We start from the raw sequence: 14,135 nt of genomic DNA, 5'->3' as shown, positions 1-14,135 counted from the left end.
ATGGAAACCATTCAACGCACGGCCGCTCCCACGACATCGGCCTACCGCAGCCGGGTGTTTGCGCTCTGTATGCTGGTGTATATTTTCAGCGGCACGGTTTCCACCTTAATGTCAACCTACCTGCCGGTGGTCGTTCGCGACCTGCTCGGCCAGGCCGACAAAACCGAACTCGACCGGGTCAGTGCCTACGTCGGGGCCACGTTTCTGTATGGCTGGATGCTGGGCGGCATGAGTTTCGGCTATTTCGGGGATCGGCTGGGCCGCGTTACGTCGCTGGTCGGGGCGGTGTGTTTGTATGGCGGCAGTACCCTGCTGACGGCTTTTGCTCCCAACTGGCTCATGGTGGTTGGATTACGGTTTGCCACTGGTTTCGGTATCGGAGGTGTTCTGGTGCTGACTACGGTAATCGTGGCCGAAATCTGGCCGGAGCGCAACCGGCCCGTTGCAATGGGCATTCTGGCGGTGGCATTTCCGGTCGGGATTCTGCTGTCCGGGTGGGTCAATAACTTGATCTCCGACTGGCGGCAGGCGTTCTGGATCGGCGGTATTCCGCTGGTTGTTGGCGTTTTGATTGCGGGCCTGGTACAGGAACCGGCAGGATGGAAACGGGTTCATCAGCAATCTGCCGATGCCCATGTCAGCCTCTTCGATCCGCAATACCGCCGGTCATTATGGCTGGGTTCGCTGGCATTCGGGGCGATGCTGGTGGGGTTGTGGGCGGTTTTTTCGTGGGTGCCGACCTGGGTGCAGAGCCTGGTGGTGGGTGATGCGCGGAAAGCGCGCGGTTTATCGATGATGCTGATGGGCAGCGGGGGGGTGCTGGGCGGAATCCTGTCGGGTTTCATTGTCAAACTGATCGGGCACCGGCGAACCATGCTGTTTGTTTTTGCGGCCTGTTTCGTCATGGCCGCGGTGCTTTTCAAAACGAACACCACCCTTTCCCTCATTGTGTATACCGAAATGGCAACGCTGGCACTGCTTTTCGGCATCAGCCAGGGCACCATGTCGGCTTATTTGCCCGAACTTTTTCCTACCCCGTTGCGGGGCCGGGCCACCGGTTTTTGTTTCAACATCGGTCGGCTGGTGACGGCAACGGCGGTTTTTTTTATCGGCACGCTGGTTGCGGTGTTGGGCGGGTATGGGTCGGCGATTTTTGCCTTTTCCGGTACGTTCGTCATTGGCTTTATTGCCATCTGGCGTACAAAACCCAGACAGCAATCAGCCCTGACAGCGGTCGAAGACCCTGTCAGCGGCTGATTGGTATTATTTACGGCTTATTCTAAAGCCGCTGACAGGGTTTCCAACCGCTGTCAGGGCAAAAAATCATCAAAAAAATGGCACACATTCAAGTTCCTGAAGGCATTCCCGGTATTCGCAGTCTGGTCATGTACCGACCCGATACCGGTCAGCATCTGTACGCGCTGGCACAGGCGTTGTTGCGAAACGAATCGCCCCTGAGCGAAGCCGAACGCGAGTTGATCGCAACCTTCGTATCGTCGCTTAATGATTGCAATTTTTGCGCTGGAAGCCACGCGGCAGCGGCCCGGTTTCTTTTGGGAAAAGACAAAGAACGGGTCGATCAGGTGATCGCGGATTACCAAACCGCTCCGGTTTCCGACAAGCTGAAAGCCTTGCTGACGATTGCCAAACACGTTCAGCAGGATGCCCGCACGGTTTCGGAGGAACTGGTGGCCGACGCCCGCCAGCAGGGGGCCACCGACCGTGACATTCACGATACGGTATTAATTGCTGCCACGTTTTGCCTGTTTAACCGGTATGTCGACGGACTGGCAAGCCTGACCCCGACCGACCCGGCGGCTTACGAAGCCATGGGCGAGCGCATGGGAACCCTGGGGTATGTGATGCCAAAACCGGTGGAATAGAAGCTTAGGGTTTATGGTGCAGCGTTTATGGTTACCAATCCGGACGAACACCCTGCCGCAGCCTGGACTACAAAAGCAATGCGTTCATAATAGGTTAGTGTGATATTCCCTGGCTGCGCTGCGGTCAGGGATATATACGCCGGTTTCGATCCATTTTTACTTATTTTTTTTATCCGATATGCCTCATATTCAATTACCTGAAGGGTTGCCCGGGATTCGCGGGCCGATGGCGTTTAGCCCCGAAACGGCGAAGCCACTTAATGAATTAGCCAACGCGCTGCTTCGAACCGACGACGGTCTGAGCCGGGCCGAACGCGAGCTGATTGCCACCTATGTTTCCTCCGAAAACGACTGCTTTTTTTGCCAGACCATCCACGGTGCCGTGGCCAGTTATTACTGGGGCGACGAGAATGGCGAGTTTGTCAAAGCCGTTAAGGAAAACTACGGACAAACCTTGCTTTCGTCCAAACTGAAAGCCCTGCTGGCCATTGCCGGCAGTGTGCAGAAAGGCGGGAAACAGGTGACGCCTGAGCAGGTTCACGAAGCCCGGCAGCAAGGCGCGACCGATAAAGATATTCACGATACGGTTCTGATTGCGGCTGCGTTCTGTATGTTTAATCGATACGTCGACGGGCTGGCGACCTGGGCGCCTGACAACCCGGAATTGTACAAGTTCCGGGCGACTAAAATCGCGGAGTACGGTTATACGGCGGATGATCATTATATGCCCCGATGAGTGCACTGTAACCCATTTTTCTATGAAAACCATGCTTCTTTTTATCCTCGGTATTCTGTTGCTGACGGCCACTGAAATTTCAAAAGTCTACTTCATCATGCCGATGCCGGGCAGTCAGGAAGCCGATACGATTGATTTTGCCTACTGGATTCATCAGAATAGCTGGATCATCCGGATTGTGGGCTGGTTGCTCATCGCGTATCCGACATACCACTTGCTGGCGGCACCGAAACGGAGAGGACGCAAAGCTGCCGTGCTGGCGCTGCTGGCCGTTTATGGCGTGGTTTTTTACCTCTTCAATTTCCGGTTTCTGGCCGAAAAAATGTTTTACCAGCCCAAAGAAACCGTGATGCTGGATTTGAAAGCCAGTACAATCCCGGCCGACAAGCTGGTGTTGGGTTTGGTCGTAAACGGACAGGCGCGGGCTTATCCGATCCAGTTTATTGGCTATCACCACCAGGTTCGGGACACGGTGGGTGGGGAACCGGTTATGATTACGTACTGCACGGTTTGCCGAACGGGCCGCGTGTTTCGGCCGCTGGTGGGCGGCAAGATTGAAGAATTCCGGCTGGTGGGCATGGATCATTTCAATGCGATGTTTGAAGACAAAACGACCGGGAGCTGGTGGCGGCAGGTCAACGGCGAAGCCATCGCCGGGCCGTTGAAAGGCCAGTATTTGCCCGGTTTTCAGGCCGAACAAATGACGTTGCAGGCCTGGACCGAACTGCATCCCGAAACGCTGGTTCTCCAGCCGGATTCGACCTTCAAAGAGCAGTATGCGAGCATGGAACCGTACGAAAAAGGAAAAGTTAAACGGAAACTGACGGGGCGCGACAGCCTGTCGTGGAAGCCGAAATCGTGGGTGGTGGGCGTGGAGCGCAACCAGGCGGCCCGCGCTTACGACTGGAGTCAGTTACTCAAACAAAAAGTTACGAACGACAGTCTGGCGGGAACACCGCTGCTGCTCATGGTGGCGTCCGACAGTGCGACCTTCCATGTCTGGAACCGGAACGTAAACGGCCAGATCCTGCATTTTACGGCGGATTCGGCGGATTCATTTCGGGACCGGGAAACCGGGTCGGTCTGGAACCGGCACGGCGCCTGCACGGAGGGTTTGCTGAAAGGCAAGAAACTGGCCCGGATTCCGGCCTCGCAGGAATACCTGCATTCGTGGGAAACGTTTCATCCGGCCACGACCCGGTATTTGTGAGGGAAGACAAGAGAGGAAAAACGTGAGAAATGCGACTTTTTAGGTCTTTTTCCGCCGTACTCCGCTCTTTTGTCTATCCCATTATTTTAGGTGAAAAGTCGTAAAGGATGGGAGCGGTTTGCTTCTATCCTTTATTTTCTGGTTCGAAACCGGACGCTTGGTAGAAATTGCCGTGGACGTGTGTTTTTTTAGTATATTTTCGAACTTTAAACGGATCATTCTGGCCCGGTCGTCAAACACTCTGCAGGGAAATCTGGTTATGTTTTTTGAAAATTAAATGCCCTTTTCCACCACACGATTTGAAAAATTGCACGATCGATGAGCCTGACTTCCTCCCAAAAACCTACCCAGCCACTTCCTTCTTTCCCCAAAGCCCTGACCGGTATTATTGGTCTGGATGAAATCACAGGCGGAGGATTACCAAAAGACCGGCCCACGCTGATTTGCGGGGGAACAGGTTGCGGAAAAACCTTATTCTCCATCGAATTCATTGTTCACGGGGCTGTGATGTATGACGAACCGGGAGTTTTTATGTCGTTCGAAGAGAAAGCCGAAGAACTGGTTTTAAACGTGGCTTCGCTTGGCTACGACCTGAACCAACTTCAGCAGGATAAGCTGATCAGACTCGATCATGTGCGGATTGAACGGAGCGAAATTGAGGAAACCGGCGAATACGACCTGGACGGTCTTTTCATCCGGCTGGGACACGCCATCGACAGCATTGGGGCGAAACGCGTGGTGCTGGACACCATTGAAAACCTGTTTTCGGGTCTGCTCGATCAGGGCATTTTGCGGGCTGAACTCCGGCGGCTGTTTGAATGGCTGAAAGTCAAAAAAGTGACAACCATCATCACCGGTGAAAGAGGAGGGGGCACACTGACCCGCCACGGGCTGGAAGAATACATTTCTGACTGCGTGATTCTGCTCGATCACCGGGTTACCAACCAGATCTCCACCCGGCTTTTGCGCATCGTCAAATACCGGGGGTCGGTGCATGGGACCAACGAATATCCTTTTTTGATCGACCGGAGCGGTATCTCGGTATTGCCGGTTACGTCGCTCACCCTGACGCACGATGTAACGTCGGAACGGATTTCGTCCGGGATTCCGTCGCTGGACAAAATGCTGGAGGGAAAAGGGTTTTTCAGGGGTAGCAGCATTCTGGTTTCGGGAACCGCCGGTACGGGAAAAACGAGCATTGCCGCCAGTTTTGCCCACGAAGCCTGCAATCGGAAAGAGCGTTGTATTTATTTTGCGTTTGAGGAGTCACCGCAGCAGATCATCCGGAACATGCGCTCGATCGGGTTCGATCTCCAGCAGCACATCGATGCCGGCCTGTTGAAATTTCACGCTTCACGGCCCACGCTCAACGGTTTGGAAATGCACCTGGTCTCGATTCATAAGCTGATCGAAGATTTTGATCCTCACCTGGTTGTGCTGGACCCTATAACCAATCTGATTACGGTGGGTACGGTCAGCGAAGTGAAGTCGATGCTGATCCGGCTGATCGATTTTCTGCAATCAAGACAAATAACCGTGATGTTTACGGCGCTATCGCTGAACACCATTGTGAGTGAGCAAACAGACGAGGGCGTTTCGTCGTTGGTGGATGCCTGGTTGCTGGTGCGGGATATTGAGTCGAACGGTGAGCGGAACCGGGGTATGTACGTCATGAAGTCGCGCGGCATGAAGCATTCCAATCAGGTCCGCGAGTTTGTAATTACGGACGGAGGTCTGCATCTGGTGGATGTCTTTTTAAGCCCCGAGGGGGTGCTGACGGGTTCCGCGCGGGAAGCCCAGCAATTGCAGGAGGTGACCGGCAAGGCGTTGCGCGATTATGCCCTCAACCGCAAGGATCGGGAAATCGAACGCAAACGCCTGGTGCTGGAGTCGAAGATTGCGAGTTTAAAAGAAGAGTTCGAATCCGTACAGGATGAATTGAATAAAGCCTACGTGGAAGAGGAATTGCGAAAGGATGTGCTGGAGAAAAACCGGGAACAACTAATCAAAAACCGTCATAATGAGCAATAGCCACCGAAACGGAATGGAAACAAAAGAGGAAATTTGGGAGTTAAGACTCTATGTTGCCGGCAAAACGGCGAAATCCGTGACGGCGCTGGCTAATCTGAAGCGGTATTGTGAGGAGCATCTAAAAGGCAAGTACGTCATCGAAGTCATTGACTTGCTGGTTCAGCCGCAACTGGCTGAAGGAGACCAGATTCTGGCCATTCCGACCCTGGTCAAAAAGGTGCCCGAACCCATCCGGAAGATTATTGGCGATTTGTCGAACGAAGAAAAAGTGTTGGTTGGATTGAACATTCGTCCGGCAAAAAAATAGCATGATTGAGCAAGTAATAACTCCGGATACAGATTCTGATGGCGACGGGCAGAAGTATGAATTGCGCCTGTTTGTAACCGGGGCTTCGATTAATTCAATCCGTGCCATTGCCAATCTGAAACACATTTGTGAAACGTATCTTGCGGGAAACTATACCCTGGAAATTATTGATGTTTACCAGCAACGCATGCTTGCCGAAAGCGAGCAAATTATTGCTTTACCTTTATTGATAAAAAAAATGCCCTTGCCGCAACGTAGGCTAATCGGCGATATGTCGGACACCGAAAAGGTGCTCAAAGGCCTGGGCATTGCTCATACCAGTTAATGAAACCGGTTAAAACCTACGAACAACTCGTCCAGGAAAACGAAGCCTTGCTGATCCAGTTGGAAGAGGCCACCGAGACCATTCATGCCATACGAACGGGTCAGGTCGACGCGTTGGTGGTACAGGGAAAGGACGGACACGAACTCTACAGCCTCAAAACCGCCGATCAGACGTACCGGGTGTTTATCGAAACGATGAACGAAGGGGCGGTGACGCTGAATGAATCAGGATTGATTCTCTACTGCAATTCAAAATTTGCGTCGATGGTGGGTATGCCGCTGTCGAACGTGATTGCCCTGTCGTTCGATACCTTTATTCCGGCGGACTACAAAGACCGCTACAACAGCCTGTTCAATGATGGGTGGACAGAAGACCGCAAAGTGGAAATCTGCATCCTGGGTACGGACAGGGAGGTGCCCTGCCAGCTTTCCGTAACAACGCTGGAACTGGATGGCGGCACTTCGATGAGCGTCATCGTAACCGATCTCACGGTTCAGAAGGCCACCCAGCGCCTGCTCAAGTCCAACAACGATCGGCTGGAAGAAATGAACACGGCGCTGGAAGTCAGCAACCACGACCTGCAGCAGTTTGCGTCGGTGGCCTCCCACGATTTGCAGGAGCCGTTGCGCAAAATCCAGATGTTTTCGGAATTGTTGAAAGACAAACACATCGATGAACTGCCGGTCGACAGCGTGCGGTATCTGGAAAAAATTATTGACTCTTCCAACCGGATGCGCACCATGATCATCGACATCCTGAGTTATTCCCGGCTATCGACGCATTCGGATACATACGTTCTGACCGATCTCAACAAGCTGCTCAATGAGGTATTGAAAGATTTTGAACTCCGGATTCAGGAGAAAAAAGCCCGGGTGCAGATCGACTCATTACCCGAAGTGGAAGTGAATCAGGGGCAGATCCGGCAGGTTTTCCAAAACCTGATCAGCAACGCGCTGAAGTTTTCCAAAGCCGATCAGCCGCCCGTAATCGAAATCAAGGCGACTGACCCCGCCGAATCCGAAACGAAGGAGGAAGAACCGATGTGTTCCATTTCGATTACCGACAATGGGATTGGGTTCGATGAACAGTATGTTGAGAAAATTTTTTCGCTGTTTCAGCGATTGAATACCAAGGATATTTACGAAGGATCGGGCATCGGACTGGCGGTTACCAAACGAATCATCGACAAACATAATGGCCGGATCAGGGCACAAAGTAAGGAAGGAATGGGTTCTACATTCATTATTAGCTTACCTTTGAGGCAACATAAACCGGCTTGAAATGGCTTTTGACCTATCCAGAAAGAAAATCTTACTGGCTGAAGATGATGGGGATGACCGTGCGTTTTTTATCGATTTTTTAGGGAATCGCACCGATATTGAACTGCTGCCCGGCGTTACATCGGGGGTAGAATTGCTCGACTACCTGCATCGAATCACGTCGCCCGATGAACTGCCGGATATTGTCATTCTGGATCAGAATATGCCCAAGCTAACGGGGAAAGAAACGCTGACAGCCATCAAAGCTACGGATTGGCTGTCGCGGATTGCCGTCGTTATTTATTCTACCTACGTCGGGCGAGAACTGATTGATGAGTGTCTGAAACTGGGGGCGGTTTCGGTGAAATCCAAGCCCGTTTCGAAGGACGGTTACAACGAGATGATGAACGAAATTCTGGCGGCATGCCATCGCGTGTCCGTTGGCTAAACGATTGACAATCAGGTTGACTATGGCCACCCGTAATAAAACTTCCCGTTCTGCCGCTGCGGCATATAAATTAGCAAATCTACCTTCCGATGGTCAGATTCGTGTCATGATCGAACGGGTTTCGCCCGAACTCGATGGGGGACGTTTTCCGATCAAGGCCGTCCCCGGGGATCGCATTGCCGTTGAAGCGGATATTTTTCTGGACGGTCACGACAAACTGGCGGCCCGGCTGCTTTATAAACATCCGGATGAGTCGGCCTGGACTGAAGTGCCGATGGTTCTTATCAACAATGACCGCTGGGGCGCATCGTTTACCGTCGAAAAACCGGGACTGTATGCCTACACCATCGAAGGCTGGGTGGATCACATCGCTTCCTGGAAACACGAAGTCGAATTGAAAGTAGCGGCTGGTCAACGGCTGACGAGCGAACTCAAGGCCGGGGCGGTTTACGTCGAAGGCATGGCGCAACGGGCTGAAGGTGACGATAAACCGACGCTGGAGTGGCTGGCCGGTTTGCTGGAAAGCGGGTCGGATGAATACAACGATGCGGCTTACCAGGAGTCTATTCAGTTTGTGGAAAGTAGTCTGTTTACGGACCTCATCCAGCAGTATCCCGAGCGGAAACACCCGGCCCGGTATGCCCGTGAACTGATCGTCGACGTCGATCGGCCCAAAGCCGGTTTCAGTACGTGGTATTGCCTCTTTCCGCGATCTGCTTCACCGGAACCGGGTCGACACGGCACGTTCCGGGATGTGGAAAAGTTGTTGCCGCGCATCGAAGCGATGGGCTTCGACGTGCTCTACCTGCCGCCGATTCACCCCATTGGACAGTCGTTTCGGAAAGGGAAAAATAATAATGTGGTTTCGCAGCCCGGCGAACCCGGTGTTCCGTATGGCATCGGTTCGGAACTGGGCGGTCACACGGCCATTCACCCCGAGTTGGGAACCCTCGACGACTTCAAACACCTGATTGCCATTGCCCGAAATCACGGCATGGAGGTGGCGATGGACCTGGCCATTCAGGTGTCACCCGATCACCCCTGGGCCAAAGATCACCCGGAATGGTTTAAAAAACGACCCGACGGCACCATTCAATACGCTGAAAATCCGCCGAAAAAATACCAGGATATTTACCCGGTTTATTTTGAAACCGACGACTGGCAGAGCCTCTGGATTGAAATGAAAGAGACGATGCTGACGTGGGCGTCGTGGGGTGTCCGGATCATCCGGGTCGACAACCCCCATACCAAGCCGTTTCAGTTCTGGGAATGGCTGATTACGGAAGTCAGGAAGATCTATCCCGATCTGTTATTTCTGGCCGAAGCCTTCACCAAACCGAAGGTGATGCAGCAACTGGCGAAGCGCGGTTTTGCCCAGTCGTACACCTATTTCACCTGGCGTAACAACAAACAGGAGCTGGAAGAATACCTGACGGAACTGACGCAGGGCGAAATGAAGCGCTACTACCGCCCGAATTTCTGGCCGACCACCCACGACATCAACCCCTACATCCTGCAATCGGGCCACGAACCGCAGTTTCTGATCCGGTTTTTGCTGGCGGCTACGCTGTCGTCCAACTACGGTATCTATGGGCCGTCGTTCGAGTTGATGGAACACCTGCCGTTTCCGGGCAAAGAAGAATACATCGATTCCGAAAAATACGAGATCCGGCACTGGGACTGGCACCGCACCAACCGGCTGACGTACCTGATCGGGCTGGTCAACCGCATCCGGCGGGAAAACCCGGCCTTGCAAACCACCAACAATTTGACGTTCTGCCGCATCGACGACGACGCGCTGATGGCCTATCTGAAAGTGACGGGCCACAACCGGCTGCTCATGGTGATCAATACCGACGCCTACAACCGGCGGGCGGGCATGGTGCAGGTGCCGATCTGGCAGTTGGGAATCGCCGATGGCCAGGAATACGTGGTGCACGATTTGCTGACCGGAGCGCAATATACCTGGAAAGGGCAGTGGAACTACGTTGAACTCGATCCGTATTTGTTGCCCATGCACTTGCTGAAAATCGAAGTCTGACCGTTTTGGCGGCTGATGGGACCTTGAAAAGAAGTGCCGTTGCCTAAGAAATGCAGCTACAATTGTCCTGAATGCGGTTACTTTATAAAACATGCAAGCATAGCATTTTATTGGTAAACAACATGATTCAGGAAGCGATTCAATACCCTGCGTTGATCAAATACCTGAAAGGGTTCAGCAATTATACGTGGGTGCATTACGGCGACGGGCGCAAGGTTTTGTTGGCAAAATCCCTGGTTTTTTTTGAAAAGAAACTCTCCGGTTTTCTTCGGGTTCATAAAACGGCCCTGGTTAATCCCCATTACATTGCTGATTTTCAGGCTCCTCCGGGACACAAAATGGCGGGGTCGGTTAGCCTGCGGGACGGTGAAACGCTGCCCGTCAGCCGCCGGCGCTGGAGTCTGATCATCGATCCGCTTCTGGTTAAGATGCTGCCGCCTTCATTGTCGGCAAATGGGGAGCCGGTCAGTTCTCCGTTGGTGGCTCTGGCTGGGCTCGAAAAAAAACATTCGTCTTTGGCTTCCCGGCGGATGTGGCTGGTGATGGCCGATGAGCTAAAAAGCGGTTTGGTGCAGCAACTGATGGGTGAAAAATGGTCGCAATGGGGGCTGAAGCTATTCGACACCGGCAACGGCCTTCAGAAAGTGATTGCTGGCACTGGAGAGGCCGATATGCCCGCCGTGATTGTGTTGGACGGGAGCCAGCCGGGCAGTTTGCTCACGTTGCAAACGCTCAAAAACAGTTCCCGCTTCCGGTTTATTCCCACCATTCTGCTGTCATCGGCCGGCAATTACGACCAGGCTCAACAGGGGTACGCATCGGGGGCCAATTCGGTCATTGTTTATCCCACCGATCTGCCCCGGTTCATTCAGGTACTGGAAAAAATATTTCGGTATTGGCTGTCGGTTGCATCTGCGCCACAGGCGGGGAACGTCCGCTCCACCCCGGTCTAGCTGAACTACCCGGTTTCGGGGCGGAACCTTTCTTACATCGAATGGGTGTTGGGTAACGATACGGTTTCCCACCAGTATTCTTTCAGGGTCTGAAAGTAATCGGTCCACTCTGTAAAGTTCATGGGCTTGACAACGTAGGAAGCCACTCCACGGTCGTACGATTCCACGATGTCTTCGGAATCACTTGAATTACTGAATACCACGACCGGGATTTGCCCGACCTCCGGATTTAGGTTTTTAACTTTTTTCAGAAAAGCCCAGCCATTCTCCCGCTCCGGCAGATACAGATCCAGCAGGATCAACTGAGGAAGCCGCAGTCCGGTCTGCATGCATTCTTCGAGGTAATGGATGGCGGTATGCTCATCCGCCATGATCACCGTATCAATATCCATAAAACTTTGCTGGAGCGCATTTTTTATCAGCAGCCGATGATCCGCACTGTCTTCAATAACCAGGAGTCGGGCTTTTCGGAGCCGATTCGGGCTTTTTTTATTTCTGGAGTCATTCATGTTTTCAACGTTGCGTTTCCTGGAAACTATAAATTACAGGGTATTACATTCACAACGCTTCCCCATTTTGATGTGTTCAGGAAGATGGAACATTTTTTTCTTTTTTTGTTTGCCCGATCCGGCGGGTTGGGATTGCGGCCAAGTTTCTGCCGGGAGGTATATACGTTTACGGGAATTGCAGTTTGAAAACCGTTCCTCCTTCGGGTGGCGTTTCCACCGTCAGGATACCCCGCAACAACTCGCACAGGTTTTTGACGATCGACAGACCAATTCCCTAATCACCCGCCTGATCGGGAACCGTTTCTGATCCCGAATTGACTTCTGGGCAATCCGGCGTATGAGAATGGGGTCGCTCGTCACCAACAGCGAAGATTTACCCCGGGTTTGAACCCACAAATTCCGCTGGTCGGCCAGCGGTTTCATACTTTGGCCCAGATCGAGCAACCGTTCAGCGACCTCGAACCGGGTGAATTCAACCTTCTCCTGGCCCGCTTACGTTCAGACGGGTGACGACGAGCCCGCCATCGTATTTGATGATCGACGAGCCCCACCAGCGATCCGTGTCAGGAATTGAATTCTGTTGTTCTTCATACACGGGTTCGCCGGTTTCAACGACCTGTTTGAATCGATCGAACATGCCTGCCGACCACTGGTTCGGAAACAATTGGCTGGCCTGTCGGCCCTGCATCTGGCTGACAGGCTGGTTGTTCAAGGTCGCAAAATTCTGATTGCAGACCACGAGCGTAAAGTCCGTGATATCGTTCGATTCGGGGATGGCTTTGAAATAGGCGATGGACGCCGGTGAACTGTTCAGCACGGCCTGTAAGCTTTCGGCGGTTTTCTGTACTTCTCGTGTCCGCTCCTGAACGCGCAAATCCAGTTCCTGGGTCAGGGTCTTCTGCAGGTGAACGTCGGTGCAGGTGCCCAGATAGCCATTGAATGTGCCGTCCGGTTTGAAAAGAGGGCTGGCTTTTTCCTGCATCCAGCGGTATTCGCCGTCATTTCGGCGCAACCGGTATTCGAAGGAAAAGGGGAGCCGTTCTTCAAAGCTTTTCCGGTAAATGGCCAGGTAGGCTTCCCTATCGTCGGAATGAATATCGGCCGTCCAGCCGTGCAGCCGTTCCTCTTTCGGGGGATGACCGGCGTAGGCTGTCCAGGCCGTGTTGAGATACTTGTAACGGGCGTCGGGGCCAGCCACCCAGATGAGCGTCGGCGCACTGTCGACAATGGTGTGAAACCACGCTTCCTGTTCCGACAGCATTCGTTGCACCTGCCGGTGTTCGGTAATGTCCTCAATGGCCACCAGAATGGCTTCCTGACTGTGTTGCCGAACCACCTTTCGCGCGTTGAGGTACATCACTTTTTCGCCGATTTCCGGAAAGTTATGGGCTACTTCAAATCCCTGAAACTGGGCATCTTCCTGCACCACCGCATCGAGCATGTTCCGGAGTTGGGGAATGTCCCACTGGCGGTTTCCAAGTTCGTAGAGCAAACGCCCCTCGGTGGCTTCGGGCCGAACCCGGAAAATGGTGTAAAAAGCCTGGTTGGCACTCATCACCCGCAGGTCGCTGTTCAGAACGAGGGTGGCTTCCCGAATGGTGGAGAAAATGTCTTCGGCAAACGCATAAGCCTCCGTCAACTGGTCGTTGCGTTGCTGCAACTCCTGGTTGATGGTTTGCAGTTCTTCGTTCGCTGATTCGATTTCTTCTTTGCTCGTTTCCAGTTCCTCATTGATGCTCTGGAGTTCTTCGTTGCTGCTGATAATTTCCTCGTTGGCCGACTGCAATTCTTCGTTATTGGCTTCCTGCTCCTCAATAATGGAATGCAGATCTTCCCGCAGGGTGGCGAGTTCTTCTTCCAGTTGTTTGATTCGGCGGACGCGAACCCCCGTTTTTCCACTCTCTTGCAGGGCCGGGGTGGTGACTTCTTCAAAAATGATCAGAAAGAGCCGTTCCTCCGTTGCGGTTTTGAGCGGAACCGCTTCAATGGCTACCTGGTGTGTTTTGCTTTTCACCTTGATTTCCAGACCGGTTTTCCGGATCGGCTCCCCTGATTTATGGGCCTTGTGGACGGTGTTGCGCAGTTCGAAAAGCAGGGACGGGCGGGCCATCTTGAGCAGATTGAGACTGGCTTTTCCCGGCAAAGGCTCCAGAAACAGACCCGTAGAGCCCCGAAACTGAAGAATGTCGAGGTCCTGATTCACCACCACGCTGGCCGGGACATACTGACTTAGCAACAGTGTGTCGACGACGGTATCCAGATCCCTGGAGGCAGGGTCGGCCTTGGGATTTTTGGGGGTTCGATTGGGCTCTTCCATAGGGTCTGCTTCCGGCATCCGGGGATTCATTTCAAAGGTAGGACGGCTGGTAACATCATTTTTTCGTACGTAGATTTTGTAATTCTTTTCCAACTGGGCAAAAAACGGCGCGGAAG

Annotated in this window: 13 protein-coding genes; 11 read left to right on the top strand and 2 right to left on the bottom strand. The window is 53.0% G+C overall.

What is annotated here, in order from left to right; genetic code table 11:
* From FH871_RS16105 to FH871_RS16055, 11 genes are all read left to right on the top strand, one after another.
* Complete coding sequence (locus FH871_RS16105) at positions 1-1,257, top strand: MFS transporter (protein WP_138992427.1); 1,257 nt, start codon at positions 1-3, stop codon at positions 1,255-1,257.
* 77 nt (positions 1,258-1,334) lie between these two features.
* A complete protein-coding gene (locus FH871_RS16100; protein ID WP_138992426.1) occupies positions 1,335-1,883 on the top strand; it encodes a carboxymuconolactone decarboxylase family protein in 549 nt (182 codons plus the stop codon).
* A 178-nt stretch (positions 1,884-2,061) separates the two neighbouring features.
* Positions 2,062-2,619 (top strand): carboxymuconolactone decarboxylase family protein, encoded by a 558-nt coding sequence (locus tag FH871_RS16095; protein ID WP_138992425.1) that lies wholly within the window; start codon positions 2,062-2,064, stop codon positions 2,617-2,619.
* A 22-nt stretch (positions 2,620-2,641) separates the two neighbouring features.
* Positions 2,642-3,829 carry a DUF3179 domain-containing (seleno)protein gene (locus tag FH871_RS16090; protein WP_138992424.1) on the top strand — a complete coding sequence of 396 codons (1,188 nt, stop codon included), beginning with the start codon at positions 2,642-2,644 and terminating at the stop codon, positions 3,827-3,829.
* Positions 3,830-4,147: 318 nt separating this feature from the next.
* Complete coding sequence (gene kaiC, locus FH871_RS16085; RefSeq protein WP_138992423.1) at positions 4,148-5,860, top strand: circadian clock protein KaiC; 1,713 nt, start codon at positions 4,148-4,150, stop codon at positions 5,858-5,860.
* Positions 5,861-5,873: 13 nt separating this feature from the next.
* Positions 5,874-6,167, top strand: a complete 294-nt coding sequence (locus tag FH871_RS16080; RefSeq protein ID WP_138992422.1) for a circadian clock KaiB family protein — start codon at positions 5,874-5,876, stop codon at positions 6,165-6,167.
* A 1-nt stretch (position 6,168) separates the two neighbouring features.
* Entirely contained in the window at positions 6,169-6,492 is a 324-nt protein-coding gene (locus FH871_RS16075) for a circadian clock KaiB family protein (protein WP_138992421.1), read from the top strand.
* Complete coding sequence (locus FH871_RS16070; RefSeq protein ID WP_138992420.1) at positions 6,492-7,772, top strand: ATP-binding protein; 1,281 nt, start codon at positions 6,492-6,494, stop codon at positions 7,770-7,772. The genes FH871_RS16075 and FH871_RS16070 overlap by 1 nt, the downstream gene beginning before the upstream one ends.
* Position 7,773: 1 nt before the next feature.
* Positions 7,774-8,199 (top strand): response regulator, encoded by a 426-nt coding sequence (locus tag FH871_RS16065; RefSeq protein WP_138992419.1) that lies wholly within the window; start codon positions 7,774-7,776, stop codon positions 8,197-8,199.
* 22 nt (positions 8,200-8,221) lie between these two features.
* Positions 8,222-10,240, top strand: coding sequence for an alpha-1,4-glucan--maltose-1-phosphate maltosyltransferase (locus FH871_RS16060; protein ID WP_138992418.1), 2,019 nt, complete (start codon positions 8,222-8,224; stop codon positions 10,238-10,240).
* A gap of 122 nt (positions 10,241-10,362) precedes the next feature.
* On the top strand, positions 10,363-11,193 hold the full coding sequence (locus tag FH871_RS16055; RefSeq protein WP_171062858.1) for a response regulator transcription factor: 831 nt from the start codon (positions 10,363-10,365) through the stop codon (positions 11,191-11,193).
* A gap of 32 nt (positions 11,194-11,225) precedes the next feature.
* On the opposite strand, the gene FH871_RS16050 is transcribed toward FH871_RS16055, so the two are convergent.
* Positions 11,226-11,702, bottom strand: coding sequence for a response regulator (locus FH871_RS16050; protein WP_138992416.1), 477 nt, complete (start codon positions 11,700-11,702; stop codon positions 11,226-11,228).
* A gap of 472 nt (positions 11,703-12,174) precedes the next feature.
* On the bottom strand, positions 12,175-14,112 hold the full coding sequence (locus tag FH871_RS34175) for a PAS domain-containing protein (RefSeq protein ID WP_369008801.1): 1,938 nt from the start codon (positions 14,110-14,112) through the stop codon (positions 12,175-12,177).
* Positions 14,113-14,135 lie beyond the last annotated feature (23 nt).

This window comes from Larkinella sp. C7, assembly GCF_006149005.1.
Lineage (GTDB): Bacteria > Bacteroidota > Bacteroidia > Cytophagales > Spirosomataceae > Larkinella.
Note: the sequence above shows the minus strand (reverse complement) of the source record. Positions and strands in the feature narration are given on the sequence as shown.

What these genes read in the sequence shown, in the direction of transcription:
- FH871_RS16105 (WP_138992427.1), top strand. Translation starts at nt 1, where the DNA reads ATGGAAACCATTCAACGCACGGCCGCTCCCACGACATCGGCCTACCGC.
- FH871_RS16100 (WP_138992426.1), top strand. Translation starts at nt 1,335, where the DNA reads ATGGCACACATTCAAGTTCCTGAAGGCATTCCCGGTATTCGCAGTCTG.
- FH871_RS16095 (WP_138992425.1), top strand. Translation starts at nt 2,062, where the DNA reads ATGCCTCATATTCAATTACCTGAAGGGTTGCCCGGGATTCGCGGGCCG.
- FH871_RS16090 (WP_138992424.1), top strand. Translation starts at nt 2,642, where the DNA reads ATGAAAACCATGCTTCTTTTTATCCTCGGTATTCTGTTGCTGACGGCC.
- kaiC (WP_138992423.1), top strand. Translation starts at nt 4,148, where the DNA reads ATGAGCCTGACTTCCTCCCAAAAACCTACCCAGCCACTTCCTTCTTTC.
- FH871_RS16080 (WP_138992422.1), top strand. Translation starts at nt 5,874, where the DNA reads ATGGAAACAAAAGAGGAAATTTGGGAGTTAAGACTCTATGTTGCCGGC.
- FH871_RS16075 (WP_138992421.1), top strand. Translation starts at nt 6,169, where the DNA reads ATGATTGAGCAAGTAATAACTCCGGATACAGATTCTGATGGCGACGGG.
- FH871_RS16070 (WP_138992420.1), top strand. Translation starts at nt 6,492, where the DNA reads ATGAAACCGGTTAAAACCTACGAACAACTCGTCCAGGAAAACGAAGCC.
- FH871_RS16065 (WP_138992419.1), top strand. Translation starts at nt 7,774, where the DNA reads ATGGCTTTTGACCTATCCAGAAAGAAAATCTTACTGGCTGAAGATGAT.
- FH871_RS16060 (WP_138992418.1), top strand. Translation starts at nt 8,222, where the DNA reads ATGGCCACCCGTAATAAAACTTCCCGTTCTGCCGCTGCGGCATATAAA.
- FH871_RS16055 (WP_171062858.1), top strand. Translation starts at nt 10,363, where the DNA reads ATGATTCAGGAAGCGATTCAATACCCTGCGTTGATCAAATACCTGAAA.
- FH871_RS16050 (WP_138992416.1), bottom strand. Translation starts at nt 11,702, where the DNA reads ATGAATGACTCCAGAAATAAAAAAAGCCCGAATCGGCTCCGAAAAGCC.